Below are 20,072 nucleotides of genomic sequence, written 5' to 3' on the forward strand. Positions count from 1 at the left end.
ATTTTCTCGTTTGGCTTGTTGCGTGACGTTGACGCTATCCATATTGTCAGTATGCTGTCAATCTCAACGATAATAACGGGAGGCCCACCATGGAAGCCGTGCAGAAGACCCCGGAGCGCGAGGCGTTCTACCAGAAGATCGATGGCGAAAACCTCTCGGCGCTGTGGAACGTGATGAACGACCTGATCACGCCGGAGCCGCGCAGCGCCTGCCGCCCGCATCTGTGGAAGTTCGACCAGATCCGCGACTACATGAACGAGGCCGGCCGATTGATCACGGCCAAGGAAGCCGAGCGCCGCGTGCTGGTGCTGGAGAATCCTGGCCTGCGCGGCCAGTCGAAAATCACGACCTCGCTGTTCGCTGGCGTGCAGATGGTGATTCCGGGTGACGTCGCGCCTGCCCATCGCCACGCCCAATCGGCGCTGCGCTTCGTGCTCGAGGGCAAGGGCGCGTTTACCGCTGTTGATGGCGAGCGCACGGCGATGTCGCCGGGCGATTTCGTCATCACGCCGTCGATGACCTGGCACGACCATTCCAACGAAACCAACGAGCCGATGTTCTGGCTCGACGGGCTCGACATCCCGATGGTGCAGTTCTTCGATTGCTCGTTTGCCGAAGGCTCCAAGGAGGACCAACAGCAAATCTCCAGGCCCGCAGGCGACAGCTTTGCGCGCTACGGCCACAACCTGCTGCCCGTGGACCAGAAGCGGACCTCAAAAACCTCGCCGATCTTCAACTACCCTTACGAGTACACCCGCGAGGCGCTGGAGCAGGCCAAGGCGAGCGACGAATGGGATGCCTGCCACGGCCTGAAGCTGAAATTCTCCAATCCCGAGACCGGCGATTTCGCGATGCCGACCATCGGCACCTTCATCCAGCTGCTGCCGAAGGGCTTCAAGACCGCGCGTTATCGGTCCACCGATGCCACCGTGTTCGCGGCAATCGAAGGCAAAGGTCGCACCCGCGTCGGCGACGAGACCTTCGAGTGGGGCCCGCGCGACCTGTTCGTGGTGCCGAGCTGGCGCTGGGTCACCCATGAGGCCGACGCCGATTCCGTGCTGTTCTCGTTCTCCGACCGCCCGGTGCAGCAGAAGCTCGATTTGTTCCGCGAGGATCGGGGCAACGCGTGACGCTCGTCGTCCCGGGCAAGCGAAGCGCGACCCGGGACCCAACCACAGGGCGCGGTTGTTAGAGACGCTGTGGCCCCAGCCCTTCCCAACAACCACTCCCTGTGGTTATGGGTCCCGGCTTTCGCCGGGACGACGCTGTGTGTGTGGCCGACACCGCACTCTCACCGCCAGTGCAGCAGCCTCACCTCAAGCAAATTGATCAGCCTCCCCACCGCGAGCCCGAACAGCGACAGGATCACGACGCCGGCGAGCAGCTGATCGGTTTGCATGAGGTTGCCCGCCTGCAGCACGAAGGCGCCGATGCCGTATTGGGCGCCGATCATCTCGGCGCTCACCACCAGCAGCAGCGCGACCGATGCGGTGATGCGGAAACCGGACAGAATCGAGGGCAGCGCGCCCGGCCAGATCACGCGGCGGACGATAGCGTGGAACGGCACGTTGAAGCTTTGCGCCATCCGAATGAGATTGCGCGGCACCGCATCGACGCCGCTATAGACCGAGATCGCGGTCGAGAAGAACACGCCGAGTGCAATGGTCGCGATCTTCGGCTCCTCGCCGATTCCGAGCCACAAAATCAACAGCGGCAGCAGCGCGATCTTCGGGATCGGGAACAGCGCCGAGATGAAGGTGATTCCGACGCCGCGCGCCAGGGTCGATAGTCCGATCGAAAACCCCACGATGATGCCGGCGGCGGTGCCGATGATCCAGCCCGTGCCGATCCGCATGATCGACCACGAGAGGTGCTGCCACAGCGCGCCCGACATCGCGAGCCTGTAGATCGCGACCGCGATCGCCGACGGCGCGGGCAGGAACAGCGGGTTGACCAATCCGGTACTGCCGGCGAGCTGCCAGACCGCGATGACCAGCGCGAGCGCGATCCAGCCGGCATAGCGGCTGCCCCCCGGGATAAAACCGCCGCCGCGAAACGCGACCGGCCGCGGCTCCGTGGATTGCTGTTTCGCCTCAGGCGCCGCGCGGTCAAGCATGCTGGACCTCGCGCTCGGCATCGATCGCCTCTTTCCGGATCAGCGACCACAGATCGCCCTGGAACGCGGCGAGCTTGCCGCGCGCGTCCGCCGCGCCGCGCTCGGCGCGCGTCATCGTGACAGTCACGATCTCCTGGATGCGGCCGGGACGGCGCGACAGCACGACGATGCGGTCGGCAAGCCGCACCGCTTCCTCGAGATTATGCGTGACATAGACCGCGCCCATCGCGCCATCGGCGAGCAGGCGAACAAAATCCTCCATCAGCAGCTCGCGGGTTTGCGAATCCAGCGCCGACAGCGGCTCGTCCATCAAGAGGATTGCGGGCCGCACCGCGAGCGCGCGCGCGATGCCAACGCGCTGACGCATGCCGCCGGAGAGCTGCTTCGGATAAGTGGCACGGAAATCCGTCAGCCCGGTGCGGCGCAGCGCGTCGTCGATCACGGCACGGCGCTCGCCGGCACTCAAACCCGTATGCAGCAGCGGAAACGCGACGTTCTCCGCCACCGTATTCCACGGCAGCAGCGCAAAATCCTGAAACACGAAGGTCAGCGGATTGAGGCTGCCGGCCGGCGGCGCACCGCGCAATTCAGCCGCGCCCTTCGTCGGCCGCAGCAGCCCGCCGAGGATCGACAGCAGCGTGCTCTTGCCGCAGCCGGACGGACCGACGATCGCGACCACCTCGCCGGCGGCGACCTGGAACGAGACGTCGTCGAGCACGTCGAGCGTGCCGAAGCGATGGCTGATATGGTCGGCGATCAGGTCCATGCGGCTATGATCTCACTGCCAGACCCGTCATCCTGAGGAGCGCGTAGCGCGTCTCGAAGGATGTCGGAATTGGTTTGCTCACCTTGTTCGGTGTCGTCACCCGCGCAGGCGGGTGATCCAGTATTCCAGAGACACCAGTGATAGAACCGGGGGTCCGCGGCGTACTGGGTCGCCCGGTCAAGCCGGGCGATGACAGTGACGGATGAGGGCAAAGCTTCACAACCTCTCAGGATGACGGGTAGAGTGTAGCGCACGCGGCTCAACATCAATCCGCCTTCACATAATCCCTGGCGATGATCGCATTGGCATCAAAACCCTTGTCGACAAAACCCTCCTCCTGCAGCCATTTGATCTGGTTGTCGACGTTCTTGACGTCGAGCTTCCCGTCGGGATCGACATAGGCGCAGTTGCCGACCACCTGCTCGACCGGCAGGTTGGTGTATTTGGCGATGATCTCGAGCAGCGGTTTTGTGGTCTCGTCGATCGGCGCCTTGCCGTCCTTGACCGCGGCGAGGATGACGTCGTGATATTCGCGGTCGGCGCGAACCAGTGCTGCGAGCAACTTGGTCACCAGCGGCGCATTGGTCAGCGTCTTCGGCGAGGCGAATACGGCGCCGAGCTGCCATGGCGTCTCGTCGCCGACCCAGCCGAGGAATTTCGCGCCGTTGGAGTCCATCAGCGTCCGCGCCGTCGAGACCGGCAGCAACGCAGCATCGACGGTTTCGCCCTTCAGCGCTGCGGCGGCGTTCGACAGCGACTGCAGCGGGATGACCTTCACGTCCGACAGCTTGAAGCCGTATTTGTCAGCGAGCAGGCCGAGCGAATAATGGAAGCTGGAGCCGACCTGGGTCACCGCCACGCGCTTGCCGGCGAGATCCTTCGGCGTCTTCAGGCCGGCGGCGTAGGCGTTGTTGCTGGCGAAATAGCCGATCAGGGGATACCCGGCCTTCTCGCGACTCATGCCGCCGATCACCTTCAGCGTGCCCTTGCCGGCGAGATTATACAGGCCGGCGGTGAATGCGGTGATGCCGACATCGATGTCCCCGGAGGTGGTCGCGACCGCGATCGGCTGCGCCGCATCGAAGAATTTCAGCTCGACATCGAGGCCGGCGTCGCGGAAATAGCCCTTGTCCTGCGCGATGAACACCGGCGCAGAGGACGACAGGCGCAGCACGCCGACCCGGGCCTTCAGCAGACCATCGGCTTGCGCGACGCCGCTCGCAGCCCACGCCAGCAGACCCGCCACTGCAAGCCACGCCCAACTCCTCATGCCGTTTCCTCCGACCGGCGCTGCCCGTAACAAACGGACGCGCGCATTCTAAAGTCCCGCAGGCACCGCCTGATCGCGGCCGATGAAAGCCCTCTGCGCGTTGAGCTGTTGTTGCAACTTTTCGACGGAAATGTCGCGCGGAATCGTGTTGCCCGACAATGCCAGCGCGGCTGCGGTTCCCGCCGCCTCGCCCATCACGAAACAGGCACCGGAAACGCGCGCCGCCGATTGCCCCTCATGGGTCATCGAGGCGCAACGGCCGGCCATCAGCAGATTGTCGACGCCCTCGGGCACCAGCATGCGATACGGCAGCTCGTTGTAGCCGCGGGATTCCGGGATCGGCGGAAACTCGAAGATCACATCGCCCGGGACATGGGATTCCTTCGGCCAGCCATTGACGCCGATCGAATCCGTAAACGAGGCGCAGCCCAACACGTCCTCGCCTGACAGCATGTAGCCGCCGACCACCCGCCGTGTCTCGCGGATGCCGAGCTGCGGCGGCAGATCGACGATGTAGGAGTTTTCGAAACCGGGCACGGTGCGCAGGAACGCAAAGGCCTCGACCGCCTGGCGACGGCCCTCAATCTCGCCGCGCGTCATGTCGTCAGGATCGATGCCCGAGATCGCGCCGCCGTCGCGTCGCGTCACTTGGGTGAAATTGACCCGCCATTCGATCTGCGATTTCTGCGGCCGCACGATCGCGGATTTGCGCGGGAATTTGTGGGTCCCCGCGGCCTCGGCCGCCGCCATCAGCGCCGGGATGGTCCGCCACGCGTCGCCTGCCTTCACCGGATCGATGCCGTTGAGGCGGAACATCATCGATGGGTAGAGCATGCCGCCGGCGTTGTCGCCGACTTCGTAAGGCGCCCCGGCCCACACCGCGAGGTCGCCGTCGCCGGAGCAATCGATGAAGATGCTGGCCAATACAGCCTGCCGGCCGGCCTTGGTTTCGACCATCAGCGCACGGATGCGCGAGCCATCCATCACGACGCCGGCGCCGAGGGCGTGGAACAGGATGTCGACCTTGTGATGCGCCAGCAGGTCGTCAGCCGCGATCTTGTAGGCCGCGGTGTCATAGGCCTGCGCCAAGATCTTGCCGAGGATCAGATGCGGCGCGTTCAGCCCGCCGAGCCGGTCGATCCGATCAAGCAGCTCGGAGGCGATGCCCTGCACCACCCGGTGCATCTCGCCAAAGACATTGGCGTGCAGCCCGCAGAAATTTGTCACCCCCGCGGCGGTACCCATGCCGCCGAGAAATCCATAGCGTTCGATCAGCAGCGTCCGTCGTCCGGCGCGCGCCGCGGCGACAGCCGCCGTAATGCCGGCCGGCCCGCCGCCGAGCACAACCACGTCATATTCGCCGTAAAGGGGGACCTGCCGCGCCGGTTCTTCGATCGTGCTCGCCGCCATTCGCAATTTCCGCCCTGGATCAGTTGATTGAGCCAACTATGAATTGATGCGAATTGGAGTACAATCCACCAAATTATGTAATAAGCTTTCGCGAATCGAGAAAGATCATGGACACGCTGGTCAACCTCGAAGCCTTCCTTGCCACTGCCGATTCCGGCGGCTTCTCCGCTGCCGCGCGCAAGCTCAACGTCGCGACATCGGTCGTGGCAAAACGCGTCACCCAGCTCGAGGAGCGGATCGGCACCGCGCTATTCCATCGCTCGACCCGGCAATTGCGGCTGACCGAAGCCGGCCAGCAATATATTCATCGGGCGCGCGGCGTCGTCGCCGACGTCGGCGATCTCTTGTCGCGGATGGGCGAGAAGGACCGCGACCTCACCGATCATTTGCGCGTCAAGGCGCCGACATCGCTGACCGTCGCGCGGCTGGCGGAAGCCTTCACCACGTTCCAGACGCAGAACCCGAGCGTGAAACTCGAAATCGTGATGGTCGACCGCCCGGTCGATCCCGTCACCGAAGGCTTCGATATCGCGATCGGCGCCTTCCCGCATTCCTTTGGCGGCGTGGTCGACGAGCCGCTGTGCCGGTTGCCGCGGCTGTTGTGCGCCGCGCCGGCCTATCTCAGGACGCACGGCACGCCGAAGCATCCGCGCGACCTGGTCGATCATCGCTGCCTCAGCTTCCTGCCGACCGGTCCGGAATGGCCGTTCGAGGGACCGCGCGGCCGCATCAACATCCAGGTGCGGCCGTATCTCTCTTCGAACGAGGGCCGGGTGCTGACGCAAAGCGCGATCGCCGGCAACGGCATCGCGCTGATCTCACATTATCTGGTCGAGGACGCGCTGCGCGACGGCACGTTGCGGCCGGTGCTCAAGGAATTTCCGATCCCGGAACTGTGGGTGAAGGCCGCTGTTCCCGAACGCCGCATCGATGCGGCCGCCGTGCAGGCGTTGCTCAAGACACTGAAAAAGTCGCTATCGCAATCGATGTGATGTGACGCTGGTCTTGTGGCCTAGAACTCAGGCGGCCGAGCGGATGGTGTGGAGAAAGTCGTCGACGTTCGACTTCATCGAATCCGCCTGCTGCTTCAGGGCCGCAGCCGCCGTAAGGGCGGCCTCGGCACCAGCATCGGTCTCGCCCGCCACCGCGCGCACCTGACCGATTTCCTGAGTCACCGCCGAGGTGCCGTTGGCTGCCTCTTCGACGTTGCGCGCGATCTCACCCGTTGCAGCGCCCTGCTGCTCGACCGCCGCGGCGATCGCGGTGGCGATGTCAGCCATTTCCCTGACGGTGGAACCGAACTGCGTGATCGCCTCGACCGATTGGCCGGTCGCGCCTTGGATCGTCGCGATCTGGCTGGCGATCTGCTTGGTTGCCTCAGCCGTCTGGGTGGCGAGATTCTTCACCTCGCTCGCGACGATCGCGAAGCCCTTGCCGGCATCACCGGCCCGCGCCGCTTCGATGGTCGCGTTCAGCGCCAGCAAATTGGTCTGGCTGGCGATGGCCTGAATCAACTGAATGATGGTGCCGATCTTTTCTGCCGCATCCGACAGCCCGTGGATCAAATCGGACGTCCGGTTGGTTTCATCGGTCGCCCGGTTCGACACCGCGACGGAGCGCTGCACTTGGCTCGAGATTTCACGGATCGAGGCCGAGAGTTGCTGAGTGGCGGAGGCGACGGTCTGCACGTTCATCGACGCCTGCTCGGCGCGGGTCGCGACGGCTTCGGCGAGCCCGCGACCGCGCTCTGCGACTTTTGCCAACTCCTCGGCGCTGCGGCCCATCTCGTCGGCGCGGCCGCCGACGCCGGCAATGACCCCTTGCATGCCCTGCTCGAACCGGCCAGCGAGATCCGACATCATGCGGGCGCGATCGGCCTCGGTGGCTTCGCGCTGCGCCGTGGCCTCGCGCTCCATGCGGCGAACCGCCAATGCGTTTTCGCGGAACACCTCGACGGCACGCGCCATGCGGCCGATCTCGTCGCGGGATTCACCGCCCGGGATCGGTTCATCGAGTTCGCCTGCCGCCAGCGATTGCATCCGGTCGGTCATACCCCGAATCGGGCCGGATACGCTGGCGCCGATCAGCCATGCCAGGACCGCTCCGAGCAGCAGCGCGCCGGCCGCCGTCGCGAGTACGGTCTGCTTGGTCTGATCGACCGCTGCCGCGGTCTTGTTACCCTGCTCGGCGCGCACGGTACCGAGCTTGGCATTGATCTTGTTGACCTGGTCGTCGATCGCAGCACTTGCCTGCTTCAATTCGGCCTGCCTTGTGCGCAGATCGCCGGCCACCTTGATGACCTCATCCAGCGCCGCCGCATCGGCGGTCACAGCGGTTTTGAGCGTTGTGACCAGCGCCTTCAGTTTGACGTCGTCCGCCGCTGCGATCTCAGCCTCGGTGTCTGCGATGGCCATCTGGACGTAAGACAACGCCTGCTTGGCGTCGTCGGCATCGCTCGTCGACAAGGTGGCCCCATAGCGCATCACGGTGATCCGCAACATGTCGACCACGCCGGCCAGCCGCATCGGGTTGAGAAGCCGTTCCGCATCATCGGACCGGTTGGCGAGGGCGACCTGAATGCCGCCGACATTGAGTCCCGCAATCGCGCCCTGGGCGTCTGTTTTCGTGGCGGCCGCGCGCAAACGATCCGCAGCATCCGCGGCCGCAGTGAACGACGAACGATAAGTCTCCAGCGCGGACTTGACCGGGCCGATGCCTTCCGCGATCGCTTGCAACTTGCCGAATTGCTGGTCGACCTGGTCGGCCAATTTGCCAACGCCGTCGATCGCCTTGGCTGCGGCATCCTTGTCGCCGACATTCCAGGTCCGGATGAACTTCTCGACCGCCGAGTTCGCACTCAAAAGCGCAGCGCGCGTCTGCGACATGCCGGCGTCTCCAGCCGCGCTGGTGACGAGTTCATTGACCGTTCCGCCGATCTGCTGGACCTGCACCGTGGCGAAGCCCGCCAGCAGGACCAGAAAGCTCAGGACCAGCGCGAAGCCGCCAAACACACGCGGACGGACGCCGACCGAGGACATCAAGTGCGACAGTTTCATGGGAATTCCAGCATTCTTTATTGAGTGGAGCGGATGGCGACCAGCAGATCCTTGCCGAATCGCTTCTCGAATTCCGGATCGAGCGTCTTGACCGCATCGATAAAGGGCTGGCGCTCGACTTTCTCGATGACGTCCATGCCGTTGCTGCGCACCTGTTCGAGCGATGCGGCATCGAGCTGTGCCTGCCAGGTCACCTCCGCCCCCGCCTTGGCGCCCGCGATCAACGCGGCCTGGTCGGCCGGAGCGAGTTGCTCGAACGTGGCGCGGTTGGCAATGAACACGATCGGCGCGAAGAAGTGACCGGTCATGGTGAGGTATTTTTGGACTTCATAAAGCCGGGAGCCGGCAATGGTCGGCACCGGATTTTCCTGCCCATCGAGCCGACCATCCTTCAGCGCGTTATAGACCAGCGGAAATTCCATCGGGACCACTTCGGCGCCGAGCGCCTTGAACGTCATCTGATAGATCGGGTTCGGAATGACACGAATCTTCAGGCCCTTGATATCCTCGGGTGAGCGAATCGGCCGTTTGGAATTCGTGACATTTCGAAAGCCCTGCCGGCCGATCGCCAGCAGCGTCAGCCCCTTGTCGGCGAATTTGGCGGCGATCGCCGCGCCGACCGGACCTTGAGCCACGGCCTTGGCGTGAGCCGCGTCGCGGAACAGGAAAGGAATGTCGAACACACCGAGTTCGGGGACCACCGCACTGACCACCGAACCCGACAGCACCGACACGTCGACGGCGCCGCTCTGGGTCGCCGCGAGGATGACGTTCTCGCTCCCGAGTGCGTTGGTGGCGCGTTCGTCCAGGACAATGCGCTTGCCGGCCGCCGCCGTCAGCTTCTGACGAAGCTCATCGGCCCCCATTTGCTGCGGGCTCTGCAACTGAGAGTTGAAGGCCAGTGAGACCAATCGAGGCGAAGCGGCAACCGGATGCAGGACCAGCAGCGCTGACGCCGCGACGATGGATCCGGCTTTCCAAAATCCTAATTTCCAAAATCCCTGGACTTGTCTGTGCATTCAACACCATGGCGTGACAATTGTCGTAACCATAATGGCGGGTGGTGATTGAACTCTTAAGGGAACCTCCGTGGAAACCCGGAATTCGAGTCGACCCCGCCGGCGACGAGATCCGGCTCTCGGGCAAGATGGCGAGGGCATCGGGTTGGGCTGATCGCCGACCTTACCGTCGTCAAGGCGCATCGCGGGAGGCTATACAAGGGATCATGCGCGGTTCGCGGGAGTGACCATGGGATCAAGAATGCACATACTTGTCGCCGTCGCGATCGGTGTGACGGGCGGCGCGACCCCTGCTTTTGCAGAAGTCGAGCAATGCCGCTTCATCCAGGCGAAGACCGAACGCGAAGCCTGCTACCAGCGTCAGGAGGCCGCGCTCGCCGCCAAGCGCAAGCCGGAACCGATCTTCGATACCAGACCGATGGAATCGCTGCAGCAGATGCGGCGGGATGACGAAGAGGTCTACCGCAGCATGCACAGCATCTGCCGCGGCTGCTGAGCTGGTGCTGCAGGACCTACGCCGTGCCTCCCCATCGGCCGGCGCGTTTCTCGGCAAAGGAGGCAAGACCTTCAGCCGCCTCCGCGGTCTGCCGCTTGGCCGAATGCAGGCGGACGAGGCGCTTGTAGGCCTCATCGTCGACCGCCATGCCGCCGAACGAACTCTCCATCGCGAGCCGTTTTGTCTCCGTCAGCGCATCCGGCGCGTTCGCCAACAACTGCTCCACCACTTTCGCACCGGCGCTCTCGAGCTCAGCCAGCGGCACCACCTCATGCACGAGGCCGATGCGGCGCGCGTCCTCGGCGCCGAAGCGCTCGCCGGTCAGCGCGTAACGGCGAACCTGACGCACGCCGATGGCGTCGCAGAGCTGCGGGATGATGATTGCGGCCGTCAGGCCCCAGCGCACCTCGGTGATCGAGAACAGCGCATTGTCGGCCGCGATCACCACGTCGCAGGCCGCGATCACGCCGGTGCCGCCGCCAAAGCAGCCGCCCTGCACCAGCGCCACGGTGGGAATCGGCAAAGTATTGAGCCGCTGCACGGCCTCGAAGGTCGCCCGCGACGCCGCCTCGTTCTCATCTGATGATTGCGGCCTCACGCTGTTGATCCATTTCAGATCGGCGCCGGCCTGGAAATGCTTGCCATTGCCCTTCAGCACTACGATTCGCAGCGGCTTGGTCGAGAGCTCATCGATCGCCGTCAGCACGCCCTCGATCAGGGCACCGTCATAGGCGTTGTTGACCTCCGGACGGTTCAGCGTGACGGTCGCGACCCCGCGCGCATCAAGGCTCGACAGGACTGGGCTGGCCGGCATGGACGTTTCTCCCTCATTCGGCATTTTGTCATGCACTACACTATGGCCGAGAGCGTACGGCTTGATCCATCACTTTCCGGCGCGCCGGGCCGCGCCACGCGCATGACCAGTTGCGCGAGACCGCGCGCCTGTGGAAACTAGCGTTCCACTTTCCAGGGAATTATTACATCCATGCGCATTTGCATTTTCGGCGCAGGCGCCGTCGGGAGCCATTTTGCGGTCCGGCTGGCGCGTGCCGGACACGACGTGGCTTGTGTGATGCGCGGGCCGCATCTCGACGCGGTCAGAGCTAATGGCCTGACGCTCAGGGTCGGCGACCGCGAATTCACGACGAAGGTAAAGGCCTCCGCCGATCCGGCCGATCTCGGGCCGCAGGACGTCGTGATCAGCACGTTGAAGGCGACCGGCATCGGCGCGCTCGCGACCGGCCTCGCGCCGCTGCTGCACGCCGACACGGCCATCGTGTTCGCGCAAAACGGTATTCCCTGGTGGTACGATCTCGGCCTGCCGACGCATCATCCTGCCATCCCCGACCTCGGCTTCCTCGATCCCGGCGGACGCCTGCGCGCGGCGGTGCCGAAGGAGCGGATCATCGGCGGCGTGATCTTCTCCTCCAACGAGGTGATTGCGCCCGGCGTCGCCGCCAACCTCTCGCCAGAACGCAACCGCCTGCTGATCGGCGAATGCGACGATCGCCAGAGCGAACGCATCGCCCGCTTGCGCGCAGCACTCAATGAGGCCTCGATCGAATCGCCCGAGGTGACGGAGATCCGCGAGACGATGTGGTCAAAACTGCTCACCAACATGTCGATGTCGGTGCTGTGCCTGCTGACCGGGTTGACCGCACGCGCGGTGCGCGACGACCCTGCGATGCAGGAGGTGATCCCGCGCCTGCTCGACGAGGCCAACGCGGTTGCGACGCACTACATCCCCGCGGTCAAGCGCGTCACCCGCAGCGGCCCGGCGCCGGACCACAAGCCGTCGATCCTGCAGGATTTCGAGCTCGGCCGCGCCATGGAGATCGACGTGCTGGTCCGTGCGCCCGCCGCGTTCGCGCGCGCCGCCGCCCTCGCCACCCCGATGCTCGATGTGATGGCGGCGCTGGCGATCCAGAAGGCGCGTGACAAGGGACTCTATCAGGGCTGACAATTCACGTTCGACGATAACAAGCAGGACATTCGCACCATGCAAGTCAGGGACAAGGTCTGCGTCGTCACCGGCGGCGCAAGCGGCATCGGCGAAGCAGTGGCGCGGGCCTATGCCGAGGCCGGCGCGCGCGGCGTTGTGGTCGCCGACCTCAAGACCTCGCGCGATCGGCTCGCCGGCGTCGCCGGCGATATCGATGGGCTGGCGGTGACCGGGGATGTCGGGCTCGAGGAGGACGTCAAGGGACTGATCGCCGCCGCCGAGGATAAATATGGCCCGGTCGATATTTTCTTCTCCAATGCCGGATTGTCGCGCAAAGGGCAGGAAACGGCATCGGATGCCGACTGGGATGAGAGCTGGCGGGTGCATGTGATGAGCCACGTGTTCGCGGCACGCACCCTGGTACCCGGCATGCTCGCGCGCGGCTCGGGCTATCTCCTCAACACCGCCTCGGCCGCGGGGCTTTTGGCCTCGCTGAACTCGATGCCCTATGGGGTGACCAAGAACGCCGCGGTCGCGCTCGCCGAACATCTCGCGATCCAGTACGGCGACCGCGGCATCCGCATCTCCGTACTCTGCCCGCAATCGGTGCAGACCGGCATGACAACGCCGGGTCCAAGTGCGGCCCGCGTCGACGGCGTGCTGCAGGCAAGCGAGGTCGCGCGCATGGTGATCGAGGCGATGGACGAGGAACGCTTCCTGATCCTCTCGCATCCGCAGGTGCAGGACTACATGCAACGCAAGGCCGCCAATCGCGACCGCTGGCTATCCGGCATGCGGCGGCTGCGCGACCGGATCTATGGCGGGGCGGCGTCAGGCTGACGCCACCCAGGCCGCGAAGGCATCCAGCACCTCGGCCATCACCTCGCGGTCGTCGCGGCCGGAGCGCTTGAGCACGTGGAAGGAATGGTCGGCCTCGTCAATCAGATGCAGCGTTGCTCGGGCCCCCAATCCCTTCACCACGGGCTCGAGCAGATCGAGTTCCGCCAGCGCGTCGCGCGTCCCCTGCAGGAACAGCATCGGGACCTTGACCTCGGCGAGATGCTTCGCCCGCTCGCTCGACGGTTTGCCGGCGGGATGCAGGGGAAAGCCGAGGAACACCAGCCCGCGCACATCCGCGAGCGGCGCCTTCGCCTGGGCCTGCGAGGTCATGCGGCCGCCGAACGATTTGCCGCCGGCGAACAGCGGCAGGTCACCGCAACGGCGCGCCGCCTCCGCGACCGCTGATCGCACGGTCGCCTGCGCGATGGCGGGGGCATCGGGCCGCTTGCTGCCCTTCTCCATGTAAGGGAACTGATAGCGCAGCGTCGCGATGCCGCGTCCGGCAAGACCCACGGCGATTTCCTCCATCGACGCATGCGTCATGCCGGCACCCGCGCCATGGGCAAAGACGTATGCCGCGCGCGCGTGCGGTGGGCGCAGCAACAGCGCGGACACCGTGGTGTTGTCCGAGACTGCCATGGTGAGCTGTTGCGCGGCGGCGGCGTTCAAGCGGTGCCTCGGGAAAGACTGGTCGGCCGTTTTAACTTTGCGTCGCGATGCGCGCAAATGCCGCCGCGGCCGGGCCGCCAAGGGTGAACTCGTTCACACCCGGCCGACATTTCCGCTATTGGGCCAAACGCCGCGACTGTAGGATGGTGCGCGGCCTGATACACGCCAGACGCGAATCGATTTTTGGCGATTTTTAACATCTCGTGAATACTACGCGCTGTGACCGCGAATCAGGGGACGAGGCATGCGTCGCAAGACGATCGTTATCATCGGGCTGCTGGTTGTCGCGGGTCTCTGGTACTTCAAGGACGATCTGAAATTCCTCGCCGAAAGCTTCCAGGTCAAGGCCGTCGACTATCAGCCGCCGGCGAAGACCGTGTGGCTGGACCAGAAGGTCAGCACCGAGCGGCTGAGCTGGTTCTACCATGCCGATCAGGGAACCCGAACTTTCCTCATCCCCTATAAATGGTTCATGGCGCTGGAGCAGCCGACGATCCCCTGGCTGCTGTTCACCGCCGCGCCGCCCCTCAGCGACACCAACTATCTCGCCCGCTTCGGCTTCATTCCCGATACCGTGATCCCCGGCAAGCCGGATCCGCTGCCGATCGGCTTTGCGCAAAGCACAGCGATGCTGGACGCCAACGGAGCGCCCTGGCGCGATCCGCATAGCGGGGCTGATATGACCGGGATCGGGCTGACCTGCGCGGCCTGCCACACCGGAAGCTTCACCTATCGCGGCACCGAGATCGTGATCGACGGCGGGCCGGCCAACACCAATTTGTTCGAATTCCAGAAGGGCGTCGGTCTGTCGCTGCTGCTGACCCGGTTCTGGCCGGGCCGGTTCTCGCGCTTCGCCGATGAGATCCTCGGCAAGGACGTGAGCCTCGACGACCGCATGGCGCTGCGCGGCCAGCTCGATCTGGTGCTGAAGCAATACGCCAACATCAACAATCTGGAGACCAAGGTCGCCGCCAACAGCGTCGAGGAGGGCTATGCGCGGCTCGACGCGCTGAATCGGATCGGCAACCAGGTGTTCTCGATCGACCTGAACAACCCGAACAATTACGCCTCGCATTCGGCGCCGGTGCATTTCCCGCGGATATGGAACGCGCCGTGGTTCAGCTGGGTGCAATATGACGGCTCGATCATGCAGCCGATGGTGCGCAATGCCGGCGAGTCGCTCGGCGTCAGCGCCGATCTCAATCTGCTCGACCCGGCCAAGGGCCTGTTCAAGTCGAGCGCGCGGATCGACGTGCTGTACGAGATGGAGCGGATGATCGCCGGCGATCCGCCCAGCGAGGACAACGGCTTTGGCGGCCTGGCGTCGCCGAAATGGCCGGAGAACATCCTGCCGCCGATCAACATGGATCTCGCGAAGAAGGGCGGCGATCTCTACAAGACGCATTGTCAGGGCTGCCACGGCCCGGCGATCGACAGCAAGGCGCTGCCGGCGAGCGAAGCCTTCGCGCTGTTCAAGGACACCAAGCGGTGGATCAAGAACAACGCGGGCCAGCCGCTGCTCGACGTCGAGATGATACCGATCAGCCGTATCGGCACCGACAGCGCGCAGGCCGACGGCCTTGCGGCGCGCACGGTCGAGACACCACCCAATCTCAACATCAAGGACAACAGCTTCGGATTTGCGCTGCGTGACGTGGTCGTGAGCACGGTCAACACCTGGTACGACCAGAACAGCACGCCTCCAGCGGATCGCGACCGGATCAACGGCTACCGGCCGCCCGACATCCAGGCGCCGCACGCCTACAAGGTCCGGCCGCTCAACGGCATCTGGGCGACGCCGCCCTATTTGCACAACGGCTCGGTGCCGACCATCTACGCGCTGCTGTCGCCGGTGAAGGATCGGCCGCCGCAGTTCTGGCTCGGAGGCCGGGAATACGACGCCAAGGATCTCGGCTATGTCTCGAAGGACAGCATCAAGAACGGCTTCCTGCTCGACACCTCCAAGCAAGGCAACACCAATATTGGGCACGAATTTTCCAACGAGAAGCGTCAAGGCGTGATCGGCCCCGAGCTGAAGGAAGACGAGCGGCGCGCGCTGATCGAGTTCATCAAGACGCTCTGAGCTTCACACAGTCGGGACATTCAGCGGCACGCTCTGGGCGTGGTGGAACAGATCGTCGGGATCGTATTGCTGTTTCACCGCGACCAGGCGGGCGAGGTTGTCGCCCCAATAGGCGGTCGCGTAGTCATCGAGATCGAGATCGCAGTAATTGACGTAGGACGCGCCGGGCATGAATGGGCGCATCGCCGCATAGACCCTGGCGACCTGGGCCCGATGCGTCGCGGTGTCGGCAGCGCTGGTCCAGCTCGAGAAATACTGGATGCAGAATTGCGTGCCGGCGCGGCGCGGAAATGCCGTCGCATCCGCCGCAACGTCGGCGATCTTGCCGCCATAGGAGTCGCACAACAGCGCAATGGCGCCCGGCGCGAGTGGCGCCACCGCCGCCATCATCGCGGCGATGCCGCTGGCCGGGAGCGGCGTCAGGACATAGTCCGACTTCGCCTTCATCAGGATCGACTCGTAGTCGAGCGGCCCGGCAAAATGCTTGATCGCATCGAGGAAGCCGAGCGACCGTACCGTCAGCGCCGACGACGGCGCCTGCAGCGAGGTCAAATGCTTGAGCTCGCTGCGCAACGCACTCTCACTGCCGACCGATTGGCCGATGCAGCGCATGCTGATCAGGCCATTTCCGGCCGGCCCGACCTTCATGATCGAGGTGATGTCCAACGGCGCGTTCGGCGCCCAGTCTTGCCACGCCGCGAACAATTGCGCGGCATGCGCCCGCGACAATGTCCAGGAGACGCCGAACACCAATGCGGTCTTCAGCGGAAAGACGCTGATCCTGAATTCGGTGGCGATGCCAAAACTGCCGCCGCCTCCACCGCGGCAGGCCCAGTAGAGATCCGGCTCCGAACCGGCATTGGCTTGCAGCGTCCTTGCCTGCGCATCGACGATCGTCGCCTGCTGCAGGCCGTCGCAGGTCAACCCGTGCGAGCGCGCGAGCAGGCCGTGGCCGCCGCCGGCAAGGTGACCGGAGATGCCGACCGTCGGACAACTGCCGGCCTGCAGCGCCAGACCTTGGGCAGCAAGCGCCGAATACAGCTCGAACAGCGACACGCCGGAGCCTGCGGTCACGATGTTCGACGCCTTGTCGACCGTGATCTGCTGCAATCCACGCACGTCGATCGCGACGTCGGTGGATTGCGACAGCCCTTCATAGGAATGCCCGCCGCAGCGCACCGCGAAGTTCAGGCCGTTGCTGCGCACCCAGTCGACCATCACGGCAACGGCATGTTCGGTCTTGCAGACCGCGCGCAGCGCCGGCGCCAGTTGCGTGAGCTTGTTGGCGGCGGGAAGGAAGTCGGCGTAGTGCGGATCCTGTGGCCGCAGGAACTGGACGTCGCTGGCCGGAAGATTGGGCAATGGCGGCAGTGGCGTTGCCGCTACAGCAGGCGGCGTGGCCGCGGCCAGGGGCGCCGCCGCAGCAGATTGAGGTGTACCCGAAGGCGACAGCTCGTCGACACGCTGCGGATGTTCCATGGAAAAGCCTCCCGCTATTCCGGATCCCGTTCAGGAGCCACTTGCAGACATCTAGACCTCGGGAATCGCCGGATTGACGATCGGCGCGTGGTCGGGATTGTGGATATGGTTGTCGGGCAGCGGCTTGGCCGGCGCCTTGCCGAACAGCGAGGCGATGTGATCGACGAGGCCCTGACACACCGCCTTGTCCGGTGTCTCGTTATTGACGCCCGGCTCGAAGGTGCCGCCGATCACCACATGATCGCTGCGCGGGAACATGTAGCCGTTCTGGCCGTAGAGATATTGCAACGCCGGCTGCGGCCGAAGCAGCGCCAGCTGCCCCTTGATCGGCATCATCTTGGTGTCGCTCCACAGCGTCATCGATCCGAGCCCGGTGCAATTGACGATGATCTTCTGCGGCACATTGGCCAGAATATCCGAGCGGCTGACGAACCGCTTCGGCACGAAGGTGACACCACGCAAATCGAGGTCCGCCTTCAGCTTGGCAAGCAGGGCCGGCGGCTCGACCAGCAGGGTCTGGTAGACGAAGCCGGGCTTGGTGTGGTGCGCGAACGGCAATCGCGGCAGTGATTGTCGCGGCGGGATCAGTCCCGGCGCGAGACTGATCACGATATCCAGATTGTGCGAGGGCGTGGCGGTGTAGTTCGGCCGCTCGAACACACCGAAGCCCTGCCCGATCCGGCTCTTGAACTCGCGGTAGGCCGCCTTGACGATGTCGGCAAGTTCACGCTCCTTGCCGGCGAATTCCACCACCGAGACGGCCCACTGGCCGCCGGCCTTGGCGGACGTGGTCTCCAGCGGCGCGCGATCCGAGTAGATCGTGACTTTCAGCCCGAGATCGAGCAGCAGCGTCGCAGCGGTCAGCCCCATCACGCCGGCGCCGAGCACGGCGACTTCGGTCACGCCGTGACTCGCGACCAGACGATCCTTGACGATGTCACGCACCTTGGTGGCGCAGCCGAAGCTCAGCGTGATGCCGGCGCCACCGTGGCCATAATTATGCACGATGAACTTCTGCGAGATGGTCTCCGCATCAAGCCGGTATGATCCGTTGCGATAGGGTCGCACGCCGGCAATGCAGGCGCCTGCCTGATCGGGATCGAACGTGAAGTCGGGCGTCGGCAGGTTCGGCGTTGCCATGGCAAACCCTCGCAATGATTGCCGGATGCCCGGAATCAATGATCTAAGGTTGCCTATCCTACCATATGTCCTCTTTGATTGTGTGATCGGCTTCACAATGGTGATGACGAACCTGCCGACGCAACCGGCAGGTCCGGTCGTCACGATCAAACGGACATCTTCGGCGGCGAGCGCTGCTCCCTCACCCCTTCGGCGCCGGGCTCTGCCGGCGTGCCGGCCGTGTCATCGCTTCCAGCTCGAGCAGTTCGTTGAGTTGCTCCTCGGTGAGAAGCTTCTCCTCCAGCACGATCTCGGCAACCGAGCGGTTTTCCTGCAGCGCGCGGCGTGCGACGCGAGAGCTCGCTTCATAGCCGAGCGCCGGCGCCAGCGCCGTGATCAGGCCGATCGAGCCCTGCACTAGGCTGCGGCAACGCTCGCGGTCGGCCTCGATGCCCTCGACGCAACGTTTGGTCAGCGTATCGATCGCCGCGGTCAGCATCCGAAGCGAGCTCAGCACGCAATAGCCGATGGTCGGCTCGAAGGCGTTGAGCTGGAGCTGGCCGCCCTCGGCGCACATCGTGACCGTGAGATCATGCCCGATCACGAGGAAGGCGACCTGGTTGACCACTTCGGGGATCACCGGATTGACCTTGCCGGGCATGATCGAGGAGCCGGCCTGCACCGCCGGCAGCCTGATCTCACCGAAGCCGGTGCGCGGCCCCGATGACAGCAGGCGGAGGTCGTTGCAGATCTTCGACAGCTTGACCGCAACGCGCTTCAGCACGCCGGAGAACAAGACGAACGCCCCGAGGTCGGAGGTCGCCTCGATCAAATTCGAGGCCAGCACCATCGGCTGGCCCGACAGCCGCGACAGCTCCTCGACCGCGAGCGACGCATAGCGCGGATCGGCATTGATGCCGGTGCCGATCGCGGTCGCACCCAGATTGACCTCGCGGAACAGGCCGGAGATCTCGCCCAGCCGCGCGACGTCTTCCTTCACCGTGGCGTGGAAGGCATCGAACTCCTGACCGAGCGTCATCGGCACCGCGTCTTGCAGCTGGGTGCGGCCCATCTTCAGCACGTCGGCGAACTCCACCGCCTTGCCCTTGAACGCATAGGCGAGATCGCCGAGCGCGCGCATCAGCGGCTGGGTGGCGAAGATCACCGCAAGCCGCAGCGCGGTCGGATACGCATCATTGGTCGACTGCGCCATGTTGACGTCGTCGTTCGGATGCAGCACGTGGTAATCGCCCGGCTTGTGGCCCATCAGCCGCAGCGCGACATTGGCGATCACCTCGTTGGCGTTCATGTTGGTCGAGGTGCCGGCGCCACCCTGAATGGCATCGACGATGAAGGATTCGGCATAGACCTTATCGGTCGCGACCGCGATGCAGGCCTTGTCGATCGCATCGGCCTTCTCAGGTGAGAGATAGCCGAGCCGCTTGTTGGCGCGGGCGGCGGCCTGTTTCACCAGCGCCAGCGCGCGGACGAAATCCGGGAAATGGCCGACCGGCACGCCGGTGATCGGAAAGTTCACCACCGCGCGCTTGGTGTGGATGCCCCACAATGCATTGGCAGGCACCTCGTCCTCGCCGAGCAGATCGTGCTCGGTGCGGGACTGCGCCTGCTCGATCGGCACGGTGCGGACGGTCGCGACCGCAAGTTCGCTGGGGCCGTCGCCGGATGGCGACGCGGCGCCTGCAGTATTGGCGGTCTCAACCTTCGATTCGGTCATCAGTAATCTCCGTTGCCTCTTGCAGAACTTTGTCGTCGGCGGCACCGGCATGATGCGCCGGGCGTCGGTCGA

General features: G+C 64.7%; 17 protein-coding genes. 6 read left to right on the forward strand and 11 right to left on the reverse strand.

What is annotated here, in order from left to right; genetic code table 11:
- Positions 1-89 precede the first annotated feature (89 nt).
- Positions 90-1,130 (forward strand): gentisate 1,2-dioxygenase, encoded by a 1,041-nt coding sequence (gene gtdA / locus UP10_RS12325; protein WP_044587615.1) that lies wholly within the window; start codon positions 90-92, stop codon positions 1,128-1,130.
- A 161-nt stretch (positions 1,131-1,291) separates the two neighbouring features.
- Here the strand turns inward: gtdA and UP10_RS12330 are convergent, their stop codons facing one another.
- The 4 genes from UP10_RS12330 to UP10_RS12350 all read right to left on the reverse strand — a co-directional run bounded on the left by UP10_RS12330 (position 1,292) and on the right by UP10_RS12350 (position 5,562).
- Positions 1,292-2,116: an ABC transporter permease gene (locus UP10_RS12330; RefSeq protein ID WP_044587616.1), complete on the reverse strand. Its 825-nt coding sequence runs from the start codon at positions 2,114-2,116 to the stop codon at positions 1,292-1,294.
- Positions 2,109-2,882: an ABC transporter ATP-binding protein gene (locus UP10_RS12335; protein WP_044587617.1), complete on the reverse strand. Its 774-nt coding sequence runs from the start codon at positions 2,880-2,882 to the stop codon at positions 2,109-2,111. Before UP10_RS12335 ends, UP10_RS12330 begins: the two co-directional genes overlap by 8 nt.
- A gap of 265 nt (positions 2,883-3,147) precedes the next feature.
- On the reverse strand, positions 3,148-4,152 hold the full coding sequence (locus UP10_RS12345; RefSeq protein WP_044587619.1) for an ABC transporter substrate-binding protein: 1,005 nt from the start codon (positions 4,150-4,152) through the stop codon (positions 3,148-3,150).
- Between the two features lie 48 nt (positions 4,153-4,200).
- Entirely contained in the window at positions 4,201-5,562 is a 1,362-nt protein-coding gene (locus UP10_RS12350) for an FAD-dependent oxidoreductase (RefSeq protein WP_044587620.1), read from the reverse strand.
- 107 nt (positions 5,563-5,669) lie between these two features.
- Between UP10_RS12350 and UP10_RS12355 the strand changes: the two genes are divergently transcribed.
- Entirely contained in the window at positions 5,670-6,554 is an 885-nt protein-coding gene (locus UP10_RS12355) for a LysR family transcriptional regulator (protein WP_044587621.1), read from the forward strand.
- Positions 6,555-6,581: 27 nt separating this feature from the next.
- Here UP10_RS12355 and UP10_RS12360 read toward each other — a convergent pair whose 3' ends face one another.
- Positions 6,582-8,618 (reverse strand): methyl-accepting chemotaxis protein, encoded by a 2,037-nt coding sequence (locus UP10_RS12360; RefSeq protein ID WP_044587622.1) that lies wholly within the window; start codon positions 8,616-8,618, stop codon positions 6,582-6,584.
- A gap of 17 nt (positions 8,619-8,635) precedes the next feature.
- Positions 8,636-9,637: a TRAP transporter substrate-binding protein gene (locus tag UP10_RS12365; protein WP_044587623.1), complete on the reverse strand. Its 1,002-nt coding sequence runs from the start codon at positions 9,635-9,637 to the stop codon at positions 8,636-8,638.
- A gap of 241 nt (positions 9,638-9,878) precedes the next feature.
- On the opposite strand from UP10_RS12365, the gene UP10_RS12370 reads away from it, so the two are divergent.
- Complete coding sequence (locus UP10_RS12370; RefSeq protein ID WP_044587624.1) at positions 9,879-10,133, forward strand: hypothetical protein; 255 nt, start codon at positions 9,879-9,881, stop codon at positions 10,131-10,133.
- Between the two features lie 16 nt (positions 10,134-10,149).
- On the opposite strand, the gene UP10_RS12375 is transcribed toward UP10_RS12370, so the two are convergent.
- The gene (locus tag UP10_RS12375; protein ID WP_044587625.1) at positions 10,150-10,947 is read right to left on the reverse strand and encodes an enoyl-CoA hydratase-related protein; all 798 of its coding nucleotides are present in this window, start codon (positions 10,945-10,947) and stop codon (positions 10,150-10,152) included.
- Between the two features lie 171 nt (positions 10,948-11,118).
- Here UP10_RS12375 and UP10_RS12380 point away from each other — a divergent pair, with 171 nt between their 5' ends.
- A complete protein-coding gene (locus UP10_RS12380) occupies positions 11,119-12,093 on the forward strand; it encodes a ketopantoate reductase family protein (RefSeq protein WP_044587626.1) in 975 nt (324 codons plus the stop codon).
- Between the two features lie 39 nt (positions 12,094-12,132).
- Positions 12,133-12,915: an SDR family oxidoreductase gene (locus tag UP10_RS12385; RefSeq protein WP_044587627.1), complete on the forward strand. Its 783-nt coding sequence runs from the start codon at positions 12,133-12,135 to the stop codon at positions 12,913-12,915.
- Here the strand turns inward: UP10_RS12385 and UP10_RS12390 are convergent.
- Complete coding sequence (locus UP10_RS12390) at positions 12,907-13,584, reverse strand: alpha/beta hydrolase family protein (protein WP_082077071.1); 678 nt, start codon at positions 13,582-13,584, stop codon at positions 12,907-12,909. The two genes, UP10_RS12385 and UP10_RS12390, sit on opposite strands and share 9 nt — an antisense overlap.
- 244 nt (positions 13,585-13,828) lie before the next feature.
- On the opposite strand from UP10_RS12390, the gene UP10_RS12395 reads away from it, so the two are divergent.
- A complete protein-coding gene (locus UP10_RS12395; RefSeq protein ID WP_044587628.1) occupies positions 13,829-15,667 on the forward strand; it encodes a di-heme-cytochrome C peroxidase in 1,839 nt (612 codons plus the stop codon).
- A 3-nt stretch (positions 15,668-15,670) separates the two neighbouring features.
- Here the strand turns inward: UP10_RS12395 and UP10_RS12400 are convergent, their stop codons facing one another.
- The 3 genes from UP10_RS12400 to UP10_RS12410 form a co-directional block, all read right to left on the reverse strand.
- Entirely contained in the window at positions 15,671-17,146 is a 1,476-nt protein-coding gene (locus UP10_RS12400; protein ID WP_082077072.1) for an FAD-binding oxidoreductase, read from the reverse strand.
- A gap of 51 nt (positions 17,147-17,197) precedes the next feature.
- Complete coding sequence (locus UP10_RS12405) at positions 17,198-18,286, reverse strand: FAD-dependent oxidoreductase (RefSeq protein ID WP_044587630.1); 1,089 nt, start codon at positions 18,284-18,286, stop codon at positions 17,198-17,200.
- A gap of 181 nt (positions 18,287-18,467) precedes the next feature.
- Complete coding sequence (locus UP10_RS12410; protein WP_082077076.1) at positions 18,468-20,000, reverse strand: aspartate ammonia-lyase; 1,533 nt, start codon at positions 19,998-20,000, stop codon at positions 18,468-18,470.
- Positions 20,001-20,072 lie beyond the last annotated feature (72 nt).

Origin of the sequence: Bradyrhizobium sp. LTSPM299 (genome assembly GCF_000938235.1) — a bacterium.
GTDB lineage: Bacteria > Pseudomonadota > Alphaproteobacteria > Rhizobiales > Xanthobacteraceae > Bradyrhizobium.